This is a genomic window from Streptomyces sp. NPDC002870, from assembly GCF_042888505.1.
GTDB lineage: Bacteria > Actinomycetota > Actinomycetes > Streptomycetales > Streptomycetaceae > Streptomyces.
The window spans coordinates 66,150-83,004 of the sequence record NZ_JBIAPW010000025.1 but is presented as its reverse complement, the minus strand read 5'-3'; the positions used below and the strand labels follow the sequence as shown (position 1 = coordinate 83,004).

Annotated in this window: 10 protein-coding genes; 2 read left to right on the top strand and 8 right to left on the bottom strand. The window is 69.4% G+C overall.

The window, feature by feature from the left end; genetic code table 11:
• The 4 genes from ACFYWY_RS26525 to ACFYWY_RS26510 form a co-directional block, all read right to left on the bottom strand.
• Positions 1 to 2,130, bottom strand: a complete 2,130-nt coding sequence (locus tag ACFYWY_RS26525) for a SpoIIE family protein phosphatase (RefSeq protein WP_389190523.1) — start codon at positions 2,128 to 2,130, stop codon at positions 1 to 3.
• 357 nt (positions 2,131 to 2,487) lie between these two features.
• Positions 2,488 to 2,994 carry an ATP-binding protein gene (locus ACFYWY_RS26520; protein WP_389190522.1) on the bottom strand — a complete coding sequence of 169 codons (507 nt, stop codon included), beginning with the start codon at positions 2,992 to 2,994 and terminating at the stop codon, positions 2,488 to 2,490.
• Positions 2,991 to 3,185, bottom strand: coding sequence for a DUF5999 family protein (locus ACFYWY_RS26515; RefSeq protein WP_389190521.1), 195 nt, complete (start codon positions 3,183 to 3,185; stop codon positions 2,991 to 2,993). The genes ACFYWY_RS26520 and ACFYWY_RS26515 overlap by 4 nt, the downstream gene beginning before the upstream one ends.
• Positions 3,186 to 3,437: 252 nt before the next feature.
• On the bottom strand, positions 3,438 to 5,498 hold the full coding sequence (locus tag ACFYWY_RS26510; protein ID WP_389190520.1) for an ATP-binding protein: 2,061 nt from the start codon (positions 5,496 to 5,498) through the stop codon (positions 3,438 to 3,440).
• Positions 5,499 to 5,781: 283 nt separating this feature from the next.
• On the opposite strand from ACFYWY_RS26510, the gene ACFYWY_RS26505 reads away from it, so the two are divergent.
• Positions 5,782 to 8,097, top strand: a complete 2,316-nt coding sequence (locus tag ACFYWY_RS26505; protein ID WP_389190519.1) for an ATP-binding protein — start codon at positions 5,782 to 5,784, stop codon at positions 8,095 to 8,097.
• A gap of 56 nt (positions 8,098 to 8,153) precedes the next feature.
• Here the strand turns inward: ACFYWY_RS26505 and ACFYWY_RS26500 are convergent, their stop codons facing one another.
• The 4 genes from ACFYWY_RS26500 to ACFYWY_RS26485 form a co-directional block, all read right to left on the bottom strand.
• Complete coding sequence (locus ACFYWY_RS26500) at positions 8,154 to 9,569, bottom strand: cytochrome P450 (RefSeq protein ID WP_389190518.1); 1,416 nt, start codon at positions 9,567 to 9,569, stop codon at positions 8,154 to 8,156.
• A gap of 3 nt (positions 9,570 to 9,572) precedes the next feature.
• Positions 9,573 to 10,661 carry a terpene synthase family protein gene (locus tag ACFYWY_RS26495; RefSeq protein WP_389190517.1) on the bottom strand — a complete coding sequence of 363 codons (1,089 nt, stop codon included), beginning with the start codon at positions 10,659 to 10,661 and terminating at the stop codon, positions 9,573 to 9,575.
• Positions 10,658 to 11,101, bottom strand: a complete 444-nt coding sequence (locus tag ACFYWY_RS26490; protein ID WP_389190516.1) for a hypothetical protein — start codon at positions 11,099 to 11,101, stop codon at positions 10,658 to 10,660. The genes ACFYWY_RS26495 and ACFYWY_RS26490 overlap by 4 nt, the downstream gene beginning before the upstream one ends.
• Positions 11,102 to 11,293: 192 nt before the next feature.
• Positions 11,294 to 14,089, bottom strand: a complete 2,796-nt coding sequence (locus ACFYWY_RS26485) for an ATP-binding protein (protein ID WP_389190515.1) — start codon at positions 14,087 to 14,089, stop codon at positions 11,294 to 11,296.
• Between the two features lie 562 nt (positions 14,090 to 14,651).
• Between ACFYWY_RS26485 and ACFYWY_RS26480 the strand changes: the two genes are divergently transcribed.
• Positions 14,652 to 16,523 carry a diguanylate cyclase domain-containing protein gene (locus ACFYWY_RS26480; protein ID WP_389190514.1) on the top strand — a complete coding sequence of 624 codons (1,872 nt, stop codon included), beginning with the start codon at positions 14,652 to 14,654 and terminating at the stop codon, positions 16,521 to 16,523.
• Positions 16,524 to 16,855 lie beyond the last annotated feature (332 nt).

The following is a 16,855-nucleotide window of genomic DNA, read 5'->3' as shown; positions in this document are numbered from 1 at the left end:
CTACCACCCTTGCACCTTCCGAGCGGTGCCGCCCGAGCGGTGCGGCCCGGGTCGGCTCCTCACAGGGCCCCGCGGAGGCAGAGTTCTGGCGAGGAGCACTGCCACATCGTCCTGGGCCGCGGAGGGCAGCAATCGGCCGAGGACGCGGTCGCAGATCTCCTCCAACGGGCGGTCGAGTTGTCGCAGCGCCTCGGCGAGCTCCTGCATTCCCTGGTCGAGGTCTCTGTCGCGAGCCTCGATGAGACCGTCGGTGTAAAGCGCCAGCAGACTGCCGGGAGGCAGCGGCACCTGCTGGGTCTGGAAGTCCTGGCCTCCCGCTCCCAGGGGCGTACCCGGCGGGCCGTCGAGGAACGCGGTCGTCCCCCGGGTGTCGACCACGGCCGGAGGTGGATGGCCGGCCCTGGCGATCAGGCATCCGCCGGCAGCCGGGTCGTGCACCGCGTAGACGCACGTCGCCATTTCGTTCTCCCCCAGGTCGGCCACGGCGGCGTCCAGGGAGCAGAGGATCTGAGCCGGGGGGATGCCGTGACGTGCCAGCGTTCGCACCGCTGTGCGCAGCTGTCCCATGACGGCCGCCGCATGGATTCCGTGCCCCATGACGTCCCCGATCACCAGCCCGGTCCTGCCGTCGGGCAGGACGATGACGTCGAACCAGTCGCCGCCGACCTCGTGGTCGCTTGCGGGGAGGTAGCGCCCGGTGAGCTCCAGGCCGGTCACTTCCGGCAGCTTGTTGTTCGTCAGGCTGCGCTGCAGAGTGAGGGCCGCCTTTCGCTGCCTGGTGTACATGCGAGCGTTGTCGATGTTCAGCGCGGCTCGGGCGACCAGCTCGTCGATGAGCAGGCAGTCCTGCTCGTCCAGCGGCTCGCGGCTGCGGGTCCGCGTCACCACCACGGCGCCGAGCACCTTGCCGCGGGCGACCAGCGGGACCAGGCGCGCGGAGCGCACACGGGCAGCGAGGTACGTACGCACTCGCTCGGCGCGCGGATCGTTGATCAGCGCCGGGATGTCGGACAGGTAGAGGTTCATGGGGTGCCCATCGGCGATGACCCGCTCGTACACCGAGCCGAGCGGCACCTGGAAGGTCATGCCTACCGCGAGCTTCTCGGTGGGGGCGGACGGATCGGTGAAGGCAACCGCCATACGACGCGCCACGCCGTGGGTGGATGCGGCGGCCTCATCGGGGTCGAGTACCTCTTCCAGCAGTTGTACGTCGGCCGAGTCGACCAGCTCGGGCACCAGCACCTGCACCACTTCTTCGGCGGTCTGCCGCAGGTCCAATGTGGTCCCTATCCGCGTGCCCGACTCGGCGAGCAGCATGAAGCGTTGCCGCGCCCGCTCGGCCTCGACCTGCGCCTGCTGCTTTTCTGTGATGTCGATCAGGGAAGCAATCACTCCCAGCGGCCGGCCGGCGCTGCCGAGCAGCGGAGCATAGGAGCAGGACCAGGTCCGGTCGTGATCGGGATCGGCCGGGGTGCGACCGGTGCGGCGTACGTCGATGACTGCCCTGCGGCTGTCCAGCACCTGCTGCATCACAGCCTCCAGCGCCGCGGCGTTGACCCCTGGCGCGACCTCCGCCGGCCGCTTGCCGAGGTGCTCGGCCGCGGAGACGCCGTTCATCTGGGCCAGCGCGTCGTTGACCCGGAGAAAGCGCAGATCGGGGCCGAGCGTGGCCAGACCGATGGGGGACTGGGTGAACAGACCTTCCAGGGCCGCCAGCGAATCGCGCATTTTCAGCACCGCGGAGGTCTCCACTGCGATGGCCAGGAGGCCCCTTCCGCCCTGCGGGTCCGCAGAGGGGCAGATCCACATCTCCATCGGCACGAGGTGCCCGTCGCGGTGCCGCACCGGGAGGGTTCCGACCACAGCCTCACCCGCCATGACCTTCTGCGTCAGCCGGTCGGCCAGCTCCCGGTCGGACTCGGGGACCAGCATCGGGATCCCGTACCGGCCGAGCAGCTGCTCGGGCGCGTAGCCGAGCAGGTCCTGGGCGGCGAGCGACCACTCCACGACGCGCCCCTGCGCGTCGACCCTCCACAGCGCGATCGGAAGCAGGTCGCTGAGCACACTCGCGTGCCCGATTGCGGACAGGGGCAGATCCGGCACATCACTCGTCGACTCGTGTGTGTCCACGCAATGACCTCACCCCGGGGCGTGGGGGCCTCTGCTTGCCGACCACTCCCTGGCGATCTTCCGGGCGGGTGCTGCCGACGCATAAGTCGATGCAGCGTCTTCGGGTACGGCGACTTTGGGCGCAGCATTTTCGGGGCGCAATTGCTAACACATCAGCCTATCCGAGGCGGTGGTATGGGCGAATTGAGCCCCTCGTGCCCGATGGCTCACGAGAGCTGTTTCAAGGTGCTCAGAGCGTGGGTGGGGCCCAGGGTCCGGGAGGCTCGATGGAACTCGTCTCCCGGACCCTGGGCCCATTTCGATGGCTGTCATGTTGTTCGCGTGTCTCTGTGTCCTCGATAGTTCCTCCTTCCGCCGTCAGGCGCGGCCCTCTATACGGGGCCGAGGCAGGCATGGGAGCTCGAACCACACCACCTTCCCGGCGTTTGTACGTTCGCTGCCCCAGCGGCGGGCCAGCCGGTTCAGCATGTGCAGCCCCCGCCCCTCCTCGTCGTGCTCCTCGACGTGGCGCCTGAGGGGTCCGACCGGGTTCGCGTCCTCGATCTCGCAGCGCAGCCCACCGTGCGGGGAGGGCAGGCAGAAGGTGAGGCGGACCGGCCCCCACGCGTGGCGCAGGGCGTTGGTGACCAGCTCGCTGACGAGCAGCACCGTGTCGTCGATCTGCTCGTCGAGCGCCCAGTCGGCCAGCTGGGCACGGCTGAGCCGCCGTGCTTCACGCACTGATGACGGGTCGCTGGGCAGGAGCCAGGACCTCTTACGGGCGGGCCGGGCCGGGGGAGTGCCGAGCTCGGGGTGCCACGGCCCAGTGGCCGCGGTCTCTGGCACGGCCGCGGTCTCTGGCACGGGCGCGGTGAACGGTTTCATGCCGCCCTGCCCTCCATGGCCTGACCGGTTGGGGCGGACCCGCCGTCGGGGAGGAGTTCACCCATGTCCTCGAAAACCGTTACGCCGTTACAGAGGCGGCCCCACCCCTGCTCGGGGTAGTAGGCCACGAGGCGGGCGGCGTCATGGTCGGGCGCGGTTGAGGAGGGACAGGATGGCTGGTGCTGGCACATTGCTCGGAACCTTCGATTCTCCGCCCGGCTCGGACGGATCTCGTATGACGCGACCATCATGTGCCGTCGGCGAAAGTGACGGGGAGGGGATATATCCCCGGATCGGTACCTGAAACGACCCACAGGGGCCCGTGAGGTGTCGCAGGGTGACGGCGTCATCGCTCCACGTGCGGCTCCGCTGCGGATCCCCGTACAGCGGATCCCCGTATGTCCGGGCCCACGTCACTGGCCGACCGCCGCCTCCCGAGGGGCCTACGGAGCCGGGGCCGAGGAGTCGTACAACGCCCAGTCCGCCGCCTGGTCGAGTCCCATCTTCGTGCCGCGCCGGACTGCCGCGGCGTATCTGCGCTCGCCGAGATCGGTGCGGAGCCGGGTCTCGGTCCTCTCGTGTCCCGCGGCCATGTGCCTGAATCCGGACTGCGAGATCCCTATGGAACGCCACACGACCTCGGCCGCGCCCAGCAGCCGGGCCCCGCGTTCCGCCTCGCCGGCTGAGGCGGCGGTCCAGGCCAGCGCCTCCAGGCACAGGGCGATTCCCCACCCGTCCCCTACGACCCGGCGTGCGGTCAGGGCATCGCGGAGGAGTTCTGCCGCACGGCGTGGCTCGCCCTGGCGCCAGAGATGGAGGCCGAGCGCCCACAGGGCGTAGGAGCGGGACCAGGGCGCGTGCGCCTGGTCGCACAGGTCCAGGCACTCCTTCCCGACATCCTCGGCACGCGGATCGCCCGACATGGCGCAAGCCATGGTGAGCTGGTAGAGGGCGGTCATCAGGCCGTTGCGGTCGCCGGACGCGCGGTGGCCTTCCACGGCTTCCTCCAGAAGGCCGATCGCCTGCTGGAAGTCGCCTTCGTAGAGCGCGCGTCCGCCCAGGTACTGCGTTGCATGGACCAGGGTGGGCCCATCGTGAAGCCGGAGAGCGAGGGCCCGGCACTCCTCCAGCTGTGGCAGCGCGGAGGCCGTGTCGCCCCGGAGCACCGACAGCCAGCCGTCCACCCACAGCGCCTTGCCACGGGCCACCGTGTCCTGCGGCGCCAGCGCCAGCGCCCTGCCGAGCCAGTGACGGCCCTCGCTGAGCAGTCCGCTGCACAGCCAGTGGAACCACAGCGACGAGGCGATCTCCAGCCCCGCCTGTTTCTGGCCGGGCTCGCTGAGACAGAACTCCAGGGCGGTGCGGAGGTTGGCGTGCTCGCTCTGCAGCCGGGTGAGCCAGGTCTCCTGACGCGGGCTCAGCCAATCTGCCTCCGCGCGGTCCACCAACTGGTGGTACCAGTCCCGGTGGCGGCGCTGGAGGGCCGGCTTCTCCCCGGCCTCGGCCAGACGCTCCGCGCCGTACTGCCGGATCGTCTCCAGCAGGCGGTAGCGCACCTGGGCGTCCTGCTCCTCCCGGATCAGGACCGACTTGTCGACCAGCCCCGCCACCAGGTCGAGGACGCGCTCCTCGGGTATGCCGTCACCGGAGCAGACCGCTTCGACCGCCTCCAGCCCGCAGCTCCCGGCGAAGACCGACACACGCGCCCACAGCCGCTGCTCACCGGGGGAGCACAGATCGAAGCTCCAGTCGATCGACGCGCGCAAGGTCTGGTGCCGGGGCAGATCCGCGGCGGTGTCAGCCGGAGACAGCTCAAGGCGCTCCTCCAGCCGTCGGAGGAGCTCCTGAGGCGTGAGCGTCCTCAGTTGCGCCGCGGCCAGTTCGATGGCGAGCGGGATCCCGTCCAGGCGCCGGCAGAGCCGGACGACCGTCTCCAGGTTCTCGGGGCCGAGAGCGAAATCCGGCGACGCCTCCTCCGCCCGCCGCTGGAAGAGCCTGACCGCAGCATAGTGGCCGACCGCCGCGGGGCGGAGTGCTCGATGGGGTTCCGGCACGGCCAGTGCAGGCACCGAGAGGACGGACTCGCCGTACACCCCCAGGGGCTGGCGGCTGGTGGCCAGCACACACAGCCGGGGAGCCGCCCGCAACAAGTGGTCGGTGAGTGCCGCGCAGCTGTCCAGGATGTGCTCGCAGTTGTCCAGAACCAGCAGGGCACGCGCGTCGCGCAGATGGTCGCAGAGCAGGTCCGTCGGGTCTCTGGCCGACTGGTCCCGCAGCCCGAGCGCGGTCGCGACGGTCTGCGGGAGCAGCCCTTCGCCCTCCAGCGCGCCGAGCTCGACCAGCCACACGCCGTCGGGGAACGCTCTGCGCACCTCGTCGGCAACTCCTGCCGCCAGCTTGGTCTTGCCCACCCCGCCCACGCCCGTGAGGGTCACCAGGCGAGAGTGCCGCAGCATCCGTTTGGCATCGGCCAGCTGCCGTCGGCGGCCGATGAGCGCGGACACGTCGCCGAAGGAAGCGCCCCGCCGGAGACGGGGACGAGTGCCATTGGCACCGTAGGCGGACATAACACCATGGTTGCACCCTGCGGGAGGCGGAGCCGGATCGCTCTTCGACCCTTGCCGGGCGGCAGGGGACCGGCCGAGCTGCGGAGGAATACGCTGGATTGCGTCGGACCGGTTCGCAATCGGCAGGTGCGCCGTGGACCGGGACCGATCCGAGGAATCGATGGCTGTCGTGACACCAAGCGTTTCGACACGTCGGCAGGAAGGCAAGCTGCCTGCCGAGGTGACGAGCTTCGTGGGGCGTCGGCACGAGGTGGCCGAGGTCCGTCGCAGCCTGTCCGGATCGCGCCTGGTGACGCTCACGGGCGTGGGGGGAGTCGGCAAGACGCGGCTGGCGTCACGTGTCGCGGCCGAGGTCCGGTCGGCATTTCCGGACGGTGTGTGGCTGGTCGAACTCGCCGGGCTGGAGAATCCCGAGCTGCTCGCCCAGACCGTCGGCGAAGCGCTGGAGATCCGGGACCATTCGTCCCGGCCGCCACTGGACGTCCTCACCGACCACCTCCGGGACAAGCGCATGCTGGTGATCCTGGACAACTGCGAGCATCTGCTGCCGCAGTGCGCGATCCTGGCCGACTCGCTACTGCGCTCCACCGCCGACCTCAAGATCCTGGCCACCAGCCGGCAGGTACTGGGCCTGACATACGAGCACACCCTGGCCGTGCCGACGCTGGCCCTGCCGAGCACCGATCACCCCCGGCTGCCCACCAAGTCGCTGGCCCGGTGCGACGCCGTACGACTGTTCATCGAGAGGGCGGGCGCCGTCCTGCCAGGGTTCTCCGTCACCGAGGCCAACCGCGAAGCGGTGGAACGCATCTGCCGGCAGCTGGACGGCATCCCCCTGGGAATCGAGCTTGCCGCCGTCCGGCTGCGTGCCCTCTCCGTTCAACAGCTGCTGGAGCGGCTGGACGACCGGTTCCAGCTGCTCACCGCCGGTTCGCGTGCGGTGCTCCCGCGCCACCGGACACTGCGCGCGCTGATCGACTGGAGTTACGTTCTGTGCACCGACCAGGAGCGACTGCTCTGGGCTCGCGCCTCGGTATTCACCGGCGGCTTCGACCTGGAGGCGGCCGAGCAGGTGTGCTCCGGCGACGGCATCAGCCGCGACGAGGTCCTCGACGTGGTGACCGGACTGGTCGACAAGTCCGTCCTTCTCAGGGAGGAGCCCCATGCGACCGTGCGCTACCGGCTGCTGGACACACTGCGGCAGTACGGCCGGGAGCAGCTCGTCGCGGCCGGGCAGATGGCGCTCTGGCAACGGCGCCACCGTGACTACTACCGGCGGCTGGCGGGCGAAGCGCGTGCCGAGCTGTTCGGTCCGTCCCAGGTGGCCTGGTTCACCCGGCTCCACCTGGAGCACACCAACCTGCGCACAGCCCTGGAGTACAGCTTCGCCGAATCCGGCGAGGCCGAGACCGGCCTGGGCATGGCCTCGGACCTGCTCTACCACTGGATCACCAGTTACTACCTCGGCGAGGGACGGCGCTGGCTGGACGAGGGGCTCGCCATCTGCACCGAACCGAGCCAGGTCCGGGCCCGAGCGCTGTGGACCAACAGCTGGCTGGCCGTCATCCAGTCCGAGACCGCCGCCGCGGCGGCCATGCTCGAGGAGAGCGGCAGGCTCGGGGAACGGCTCGCGGACGAGTCCGTACTCGCATACACCGCGCTGTACTCCGGAATGGTCGCCATGTACCGGGGGGACGCCGAATCCGCGATCGGGCTCTACGAGGAGGCGGTCGCCAGGCACCAGGCCACCAACGACCCGGTGGGACTCGCGCTGTCGCTGATCCGCCTCTCCCTGGTCCACTCGTTCCTCGGTGACTCGCCGCACGCCATCTCGATCGGTGAGGAGTCTCTGCGGGTGTGCGACGCCTACGGAGAGGGCTGGCACCGGGCCTACACGATGATGGCGCTCGGAATCGAGGTCTGGCGCCAGGGCGACACCCGTCGCGCCGCCGAACTCGAGAAGGCGAGCCTGGCCTTCAACCGTTCGCTCGACGATCCGCTGGGGGTCGGCGTCAACCTCGAGGTGCTGGCCTGGATCGCCGCCACCGAGGAGCACTATGAGCGAGCCGCCCAGCTCCTGGGCATCCTGCAGACGATCTGGCACGCAATTGGCGCGCCGCTGTCCGGGTACGGGCACCTCGTCAAGTACCACGACGAATGCGAGGCCCGCACGAGCCGGGCCCTCGGTGCGACGGCCTTCCGCGCCGACGTCAAAAAGGGCTCCCGGCTCTCCTACGACGAGGCGCTCGGCTACGCGCTCGAGGAGCACCTGGAGGCGGTGGAACCGGGCGAGGACGACGAGCGGCCCTCCCCGCTCACCCGCCGCGAGACCCAGATCGCCCAGCTGGTCGCGCAAGGGCTGAGCAACAAGGAGATCGCGGCCACGCTGGTGATCGCCCAGCGCACGGCGGAGGGCCACGTCGAGCACATACTGAGCAAACTCGGCTTCACCTCGCGTGCCCAGGTGGCTGTCTGGGTCTTCGAACACGACCGCGCGGCGGGCGGGGACGAGCGCTCTCCAGAGGGCGGTCAGTGACCGGCTGAGTCGGCCGCCGGGATGAGCGTCGCCGCTCGGCAGATCGGTGGTCGATGTCAGGGATGCGTACGCCGTGCCCCGAAGTGACGCGGTTCGGGGAGCATGCGCAGGGGACCTGTGCCCAGGGCCGCTTCCGGCCTCGGCCGGACCGTCGTCCCGGGCACGGGCCGAAGCCGCCAGCGCGTGCTGACGGCGGCGACGGCCAGGGTCGCCTCTGCCATGCCGAAGGCCTCCCCGATACATTTGCGGCCGCCTGCGCCGAAGGGCACCATCGCGCCGCGCGGCACCGATGCCGCTCGCTCGGGGAGCCAGCGATCGGGGTCGAAGCGACTGGGGTCGGGGAAGAGGCCGGGAGAGCGGCCGAGGATGTACGGGCTGTACAGGACGGTCGCCCCCGGCCTCAGCTTCTCCCCGGCGAGTTCCGTCTCGACGGTGACCATCCGGCTGAGCAGCCAGGCCGGCGGGTAGAGGCGAAGGGTTTCTGTGACGACGCGTCGGGCGTAGTCCAGGGCGGGCAGGTCGCCGAACGCGGGCAGTCGACCCTCGAGGACGCGGTCGGCTTCGTCGTGCAACTGCTCCTCGGCCTCGGCGTGTTGACTCAGCAGGTGGAAGGTCCATGCCACGACGCTCGCGGTGGTCTCGGTACCTGCGATCAGCAGGGTCATGACCTGGTCACGGAGGTCCTCATCGGTGAGGCGTTCACCGCTCTCCTCGTCCCGGGCACTGACCAGGATCGACAGCAGGTCCCCGTTGTCCGCCCCCGATCGCCGGCAGCCCTGGACCGTCTCGCCGATGACGGCGCGCAGCCTCGTGCGTGCCTGCTCGAATCGCCTGTTCTCCGGGGTGGGCAGTCTCTCCAGGAGACCGACCGGCGCGGTCATCCGCCGGTAGATGCCCCGGAGGATGATGGGCAGACAATGCTGTACGTCGGCAACGGCCCGGGCATCGGCCGTGGTGGAGAACAAGGTTCGCGTGGTGACCCGGACCGTCAGCGCATGCAGCGTGGCGGCGAGGTCGATGGCACGGCCTTCCCGCCATGAACCGAGCAGGGCGTCTATCTCTTCGCACATCATGGCGGCATACGACGCCGTCCGGCTGGGGTGAAAGGCGGGATACACCAGCCGACGCTGTAATCGGTGCTCCGCCCAGGCGGAGCTGAACAAGCCGTTGCCCACGAGGGGCCGGACCTTGTCGAACAGCGGGCCGCCCTTGTCGTAGGTACGCGGGTCCAGCAGGACCTGTCGCACGAGCTCGGGGTGGCAGGCCATGTAGGCGGGTTGGGGGCCCAGACGGATCTCGACCAGGTCGCCGTGCTCGGGCAGGCCCTCCAGGAACTCCAGCGGACGGCGCCGCAGGGGGATCGCGTGGCCGAGAACGGGGAGCCGGCCGGGGGCGCGGCCCTTCCTCGACGGCGCGGCCACGCCGGTCGTCGAGTGTCCGGTGCCCGGCCGTATGCGTGCAGTGTCTGCCACTCTTCAGCTCCTCGTCATGGATGGTGTCGCCGCCTGCGGACTGCCGCTCTGTGCATCGGTATTGGTATCGGCGCTGGGTCTCGCCCGGAATCGGGTGACGGGTGCGGTGAGGCTGATCCAGCCCGAGGTGGATCCGTCCCAGACGTAGCCGTCGCCGAAGTAGCGAGGCGTGAGGTACTCGAACTCCGCACTGCCACCGATCAGGTGGTCCAGGCCGTTCAGATACGCGCGGATGTCCGCGCGCGTTGCGTGTGGACCGTCCAGCACCTGGTCCCGGGCCGCGATATAGGCCTTCTCATGGTGCTCGACCAGCTCACGGAGCCGGTCGACGCAACTCTGCAGACCGAGTCCCTCGCGCTCGATCAGCACGCGGGCCACCGTCATCTTGTCGCCCTGCGCATGCTCCTTGCGCCACGAGAGCAGGTCGTTGACGATGATCATCTGCCGCATGCAGTGCGTGTGCACGTCTGCGAGCAGCCGATCGCATCCGGTCATGTCGACGCCCGCCGCGTATTCGGTCATCAACCGGATGAAGTCGCAGCCGAAACTGTCCAGACGCACGGTCATGCAGGTCTCGTAGTCCGGCACCCGCTCGGTCAGCTTGAAACGGATCTCCGTGACGCACCCGCGCAGAAACGCCTCGAGAGCACCGGAGAACCGGCGGATCTGACCTGGAGAGAGTCCAGGGCTGATACGACGCCACAGCTCCTTGCCCGCCATGCCGTAGGAAAAGTCCTCGCTCCCGCCGCCGTCACCGTGGAAGTCGTCCATGATGCCGGCGAATACGTCCCGGGCACCGGCCTCATCGGCTCCCAGCGCCGAGCGGTCAGAGACGAAGCTGTCGATGACGGTGACGTACTGGTACCAGTCGGCGACATCGAGTGCCCGCTGCTCGTCGGCGTACGGCACAGTCAGTGGTCCGTACAGTCCGTTCCGCTGACGTAAGAAGGACAGCAGGTCTTCCTCACTCGGGAAACAGTCGCCGAGTCGGCTGCGCACCCAGCCGTTCGACCGGAACTCGATCTGCGCCGCCTTGGGGTGGTAGGCCACGGGCAGCAGCCGAGGCAGCTCGGGCAGGAAGAATTCGGTCATGACGTCCTCACGGAAGCGGCGTGGGCAAGGTGGCGCAGGGCTTCGACGGCAGCCCCCGGGAAGGGGGCGAGGTCGAGGGCTTTCATGGCTCGGCGGCAGCGACGGGCGATCATCCGCTCCACCGCGAGGCGGGCGCCGGTGGCTTCCAGAACTGCCCGTACGGAGTCCGCCTGGTCCTCGGGCAGCTCGGGGCGGCCCACCAGAGCACGCAGAAGGCGGAGTTGCGCAGGAGTGGCTCGTGCGACGGCGAGGGCCATCAGCACGGTGCACTTGCCCCGGCGGTGCGTCCACCACGCCGAGCGCCGCACGCAGTTGGAGGGGTGTGAGGCCGCTGAGTGGAGCAACTCGCCGGACCAGGTCAGTGCGAGGTCGCCGAGCAGGCCGGCATCATCGAGGGCCATCAGGGTGTGGCCCCCCGCACCTGCCACAGCAGCGCGCATGGCCCCCTCCGAGGGAGCGAGACGAGGAAGCAAGAGCGAACAAATCAGGGCGGAGAGCATCTACTCTCCGTTCGTACGCCCTTGATGCTTCACCTCTCCACGCCGGGGGAAACCACGATGCGGCCCCCGGCGCACCATGCCACCGCGATGTGGTGCACGGCACCGCGCGCACGTCCTACCGTGCGCCGTTGACTACGCGGATGGTGCTCCGCTAAGCGGCCCCTGCCGTACCACCTCCAAGCGGCGCGGCCTCAGCCCCGCCGCGACCAACTCGTCACGCGCCCGCGCCGCAACACCCCCGGCCCCGCACTGACCGGCCAGGTCCACACCGCGGTGCAGCGTCTCCGCTGCCTGCGCCAGGAGTCCGGCACGGCGCAGCGCGATACCGAACTCGACCAGAGCGCCCGCGAGTTCGTACGACGACGGTGCCGACTCCAGCGTGGTGACGGCACGCTGCAGCAGAGCAATCCCCTCGGGCCCGTCCGTCACCCGGGCGAGCACCCGCAGCGCCTTCCCCACCGCCGTTGCCGTGCCGAAGCGCTCGGCGCGGCGCAGCGCCTCCCGCGCCAGGTCCAGCGCCTGCCCGGCATCCATCGTCCGGGTGGCCAGCGCGAGATGGGGCAGCCACGGGCACCAGGCCGGATTGCGCATACCGCGCAGGTCCAGGCGGCGGCCCACCGCGGCCAGCTCTTCGGCGGCCTCCTGGTCCATGCCCCGCTCCAACAGCAGTTCGCCGTGGACGGTCTCGGCGTCGGGAAGCGTCACGGCCGACGGGAACGGCTTGCCGAACCGACGTTGCACCGCCAGCTCCTGGGCAGCCGCGGTCTCCCCGCGGGCCATCAGGATTTCGATGAGGCTCGCCAGCGCGTACCACTGCGCATGGGTGCCTGCGGGCCCCAGGCGGTCCCCGAGCTGCAGCCCGGCGCGTACGAAGTCCTCGGCGTCGGTGAGCTGGCCTTTCCAGAACCGGATATAGCCGAGCAGGCTGTAGCCGAGCGAGAGGTGCACCCCGCGCCAGCCCTGCTCTTCGTACTCGGCGATGGCCGCCGCGTACAGCTCCTCGGCCCGGTCGGGGCGGTCGCAGTAGAGGAAGGTGAGGGCCACCAGCGACGGGACTTCGAAGCCCCACTGCTCGTCCGTCCAGCTCATCCCGCCGGTACCCAGCGCCCGCTCCGCGAACTCCAGGGCGGTCGCCGCCGGTTCGCCGCGCACCATCGCATCCCATGCGCGCAGCCCGTAGAGATAACGCTCGGTCTGGCTCTGGCCGGACAACCGTTGCGTGAGCTGGCTGAGCCGGCGCGAAAGGACCGGCGCTTGCCGGTCGTCGGACGTGAACGCCGAAAACATGAAGTGTTCCATGAGCATGCGCAGACGCACCCGAGAGTCCGTGGCGACACGGACTTCCTCCATCGCCACCTCCGCGGCTTCCGTGAGCCGGTCGCAGTGCGACAGCGCCCGCCCGAGACGGATGACGATGCTCTGCCGCAGTGCCGACGGCAGGGCCGGCTCCTGCAACGCGGCCCGCAGATGGTTCACCGTCACCGTCGGATCGAGCAGCAGCGCCGGGGAACCGAGTTCATGCAGCACGTTGGCCCGCAGGCTCGCGGGCGGAGGCTCGCGCAGCGCGCGGCTCAGACAGCGCCGGGCAGCGTCGGGAGCACCGCGGTGCACATACTCCAGGGCCGCTTCGCGCAGTTGCTCCGCCACCCAGGCGTCGCCCTCCGGCTGTGTCTCCAGCAGATGCCGGGCCGCTACGGCCGGGCTCTCGCCCGCCTCGACGAGGTCCCAGGCGGCCTTGCCGTGCAGCGCCACTCGCATCGCGGACGGGATGGCCCGGTAGACCGCCGTCGCGATCAGCGGATGGACGAACTCCGGCTTCATGCCGTAGGTCAGAATGCGCTCGGCCCGCAGCACATCCGTCGCTTCCGCGGCCTCGGCCGGTCCCAGCGCCGCCAGTGATGCCGCAAGGCCGAAGCTCGCCTCCGAACCGAGGACGGCGACGGCCCAGGCCAGCCGCACCGCGACCGTGCCCAGCTGCTCCAGCCGGTCCACCAGGCCGCCGCCCTTGGTCTCGGCCGCGAGGTCCCGCAACGTACAGGCGTTCTCCCGCGTGGGGGCCAGGCGACGGTCGCGTACCTTGGCCGCCAGCTCGACCGTCTCGAAGGGGTTGCCTCCGGTGACGAGCCAGGCTTCGTGACAGAAGTCGTCGTCGACCCCGGTGCCCAGCGCCTCGCGCATCAGATCGGCGACCGCGGCCGGCGTCAGCGGCGCCAGGTCCAGCGGACGCACCCGGCTCCGCTCGACCATGTCGCTGAACGCCTCTGCCTCGTCAGGCATTTCCTCCGGGCGGTAGGCGACGACCACGAGGACGGGCAGGTCCTCGACACGCGCGGCGAATGAGGTCAGCCAGGCCAGGGACTCCGCGTCCGCCCAGTGCGCGTCGTCGACGACCAGGACCAAGGGGCCGCGCCTTACCGCGACATGAGTGACCACCCAGTCCAGACCGTCCCGCACCCCCTGCGGATCCGGCACCGCGCGCTCCGCGGCGGGACTCAGGCCGACGCATGGACCGACGATGCCGTACCAGTCACCCAGCACCTCCCGGCGCTCGCTCTCGGAGTACGAGGCCAGCAGCGGCTGGAGCAACTGCCGCACCACATGGAAGGCGAGACTCTGTTCCTGCTCGCCGCCCTTCGCGAAGAGCCGTGTGCAATCCCGCTCGGCCGCAAGGCGACGCACCTCTTCCAAGAGGGTCGTCTTGCCTGCCCCGGCCGGTCCGGTCAAGGCCAGCAACCCACCGCGGCGTGCGGCGGGGATCACCGCACCCGTCGTCGAAACGCCGCTCACGGCGTCCAACGCCGCCTTGACAACGACCAGTTCGGCATCGCGCTCAAGGGTTCTGGGAACGACCCGTATGTCCCGCTCGCGCTGCTCCTCGTCCGGTGCTCGGCCTTCAGCTCGCTGCGTGTCCGACCGGTCCGCGACCACCCGTTCTCCTCCCGGCACGGTGAGCATGCCCGTCGGCGATCTCGCTGTTGACGTAGCGTATCTCCCGACTAACCGTCAGCGAGAGAACGGCGGCGCATGTACATCCTGATGAGTGGACGCGCCATTACACTGTCCCGCTCCTCCGGCTGACGGCCGCCCCTTCCACGGCCCGGCTCCGCCACCGCCATTGACCTCCTCGTGTCGACGCGGCCGGTGTCCGACGATCGACGTACGACGCGTCCGACGAGTGGCGTGAGCCTGAAGAGCAGGCCCGGGCGGCGATGCCCCGCCGACGCGACCCCCCTACCACGCAGCAGTCATATCAGCCTCGACGATGCCTGGATCTGTCGTTAATTCAGGTGAACTCCGAATCATACGTCCCGATTAGCGACGAAGATCCTCTACCTTCCTGCCGTCCCTACTCCATCGTGGACGTCAGGGACGAGGCTTCTGAGCCGGGCACAATCTCGGGGAGTTCGTGTTGCGTATGGTGCTTGAGCGCGCTGACGGGGGAGGGCCGCCACCGGCCGAGCTGCGCAGCAGGTGGCTGTACGTGGCGGGAGTGGGTCAGGCCGTCTGCATCGGCTCCGTGGTCGCAGCTGCAATGGGCGGGCGGTTCGCCCAGGTGGGGCTGGCGGTGGCCGATATCGGGGTGCCCGCTGCGCACGGCGTGGCCGTCCTCTCCATCCTCGCGCGGGCGCGTTCGGCCACGGGACGAGTGCGGCTGCGCCTGCTGTTGCTCGGCCTGTCCGCGGGTGCGGCCGGCATCCATGAGCTTGTGCTGCGCCAGTTGACAGCACTGCTTCGGCCGCCCACCGGGATGCTCTATTCGGCCGTCGAACTGCTTGCCGTGGCCGGCATCGCCGTCGCGCTGAGCCTGGGCGTGGCCGGGCTGGTCGTCGCGGCCGGCGACGGCGGCACGAGGCTGACCTGGCTGCGACGGCTCTTGGACGGGTGGATGATTGCCGGATCGTTGTTCACCCTTGGCTGGGTATTCCTGTTGCACCGGGCAGATCTGGGCGGTGACGTCCTGGCAGCGCTGTCCGATCTCGGCCGAGTGGTCGCGGACACCCTCGTCCTGGGACTGCTGCTGGTTCTGCGCTTCGCCAGGCCACGCGAACAGCGCGCGTCCGTCACCGTTGCGGCATTCGCACTCGTAGTCCTCGCGGTCAGCGACATTTTCCGCATCTTCTCGGCAGAGCCTGCCGTCTCAACCACGATTCCCGTCATCGAGACATGCTCGATGACCGGAATGTTCCTTATCGCCGCGGCGCCGTGGCTGCCCGGCGGCGCCAGTGTCCTGGACGTGGACCGGCGGGAGTTGCCCGTGGCGGGGGTGGTGGCGGCGTTCCTCCCCGTGGTCGTCTGCGCGGTGGCCGTTGTGGTGCACACCTTGTCCGGTTACCGCCTCGATGTGGTCATGCTCGTCGTCGGAGGAACCGTGTTGTGCGCACTGAGTGTGCGCCAAGGCGTAGTACACGCTGACAGTCTCTGCCTCACCAGAGAGGTCGCCACCCGCGAGGACCACTTCCGTACGCTCGTCCAGGGCTCGAGTGACGTGATCGCCATCGCCGGCGAGGACTGTGTCCTGCTCTACATCAGTCCAGCTGTGCAACAGGTCTTCGGGTACCGGCCTGAGGATCTTCTTGGCACCCGCGTGCCGCTGCTCATTCATCCCGACGACATGCCGCCGCTGAAGGAAACCGTCGAGAAGTTGAGGGAGGAAGACCATCTCGGCAGTCACAGCCTGAATCATCGTGTCTCCTGCCGGATGCGGTCGGCCGACGGACAGTGGCGCCACATCGAGTCGACGATCAGTCTTCACGCCGATGGATTGATCGCCAACAGCCGGGATGTGAGTGAGCGGGTCGCGCTGCAGGCACAACTGGAGCATTTGGCGTTCCACGATGCGCTGACCGGCCTGCCCAATCGTGCCCTGTTCGCCGATCGGGTCAAGCACGCCCTTGCCAAGCGGTCGGCCGACAGTGCACCGCCCGCGGTGCTCTTCCTCGACCTGGACGGCTTCAAGCAAGTCAACGATTCGGCCGGGCATGCGGCGGGCGATGAACTGCTGATCCAGGCTGGGCGGCGGCTGCAGGCTGCGGTACGAGCGGAAGACACCGTTGCCCGCCTCGGCGGGGATGAGTTCGGCGCACTGCTGGAGGGCGAGGCGGGAGCGTGTGAGTCACGGACGCGGGAGGTGGCGGAGCGGCTGCTGTTCGCCTTGGCACAGCCCTACCGCCTCGCGGGGACCGAAGCCGTGGTCGCGGCTTCGATCGGGCTCGCGGTGGCCACTCCGGGAATCACCCCCGACGAATTGATGCGCAATGCCGACCTGGCGATGTACGGCGCCAAGGCAGCAGGCAAGCGACGCATTCAGATGTATCGGCCGCAGACGCACAGCCATCAGTGCCCGAGTTGGGTGGCGCTGTGACTCCGGTATGACTCCGTGTCAGTCTCAGTGGATAAGTCGTCAATCGAGCAGTTGGTCGCGGACCGCGCCGAAGCCCTCGAGTGCCCGGGCGAGTTGCTCCTTGATGTGCACCGCGATGTAGCTGCTCCTCAGGCGGGCGACGCGGCGGGAGGGAGTACCGCGTTGACATATATACCTTGCTCGATCAAGAGACTCCACGCCGTGAGACTGCGTTTTTCGTTCACAGTATCGATGGGGACTACAGGTGCTTGGCCGGAGCCGGTTGAATAGCCGAGTGACGCCAGTTCCCTTCGCATGAAATCCGCCATCGCGTCACCGCGTGGCGCCCTGCC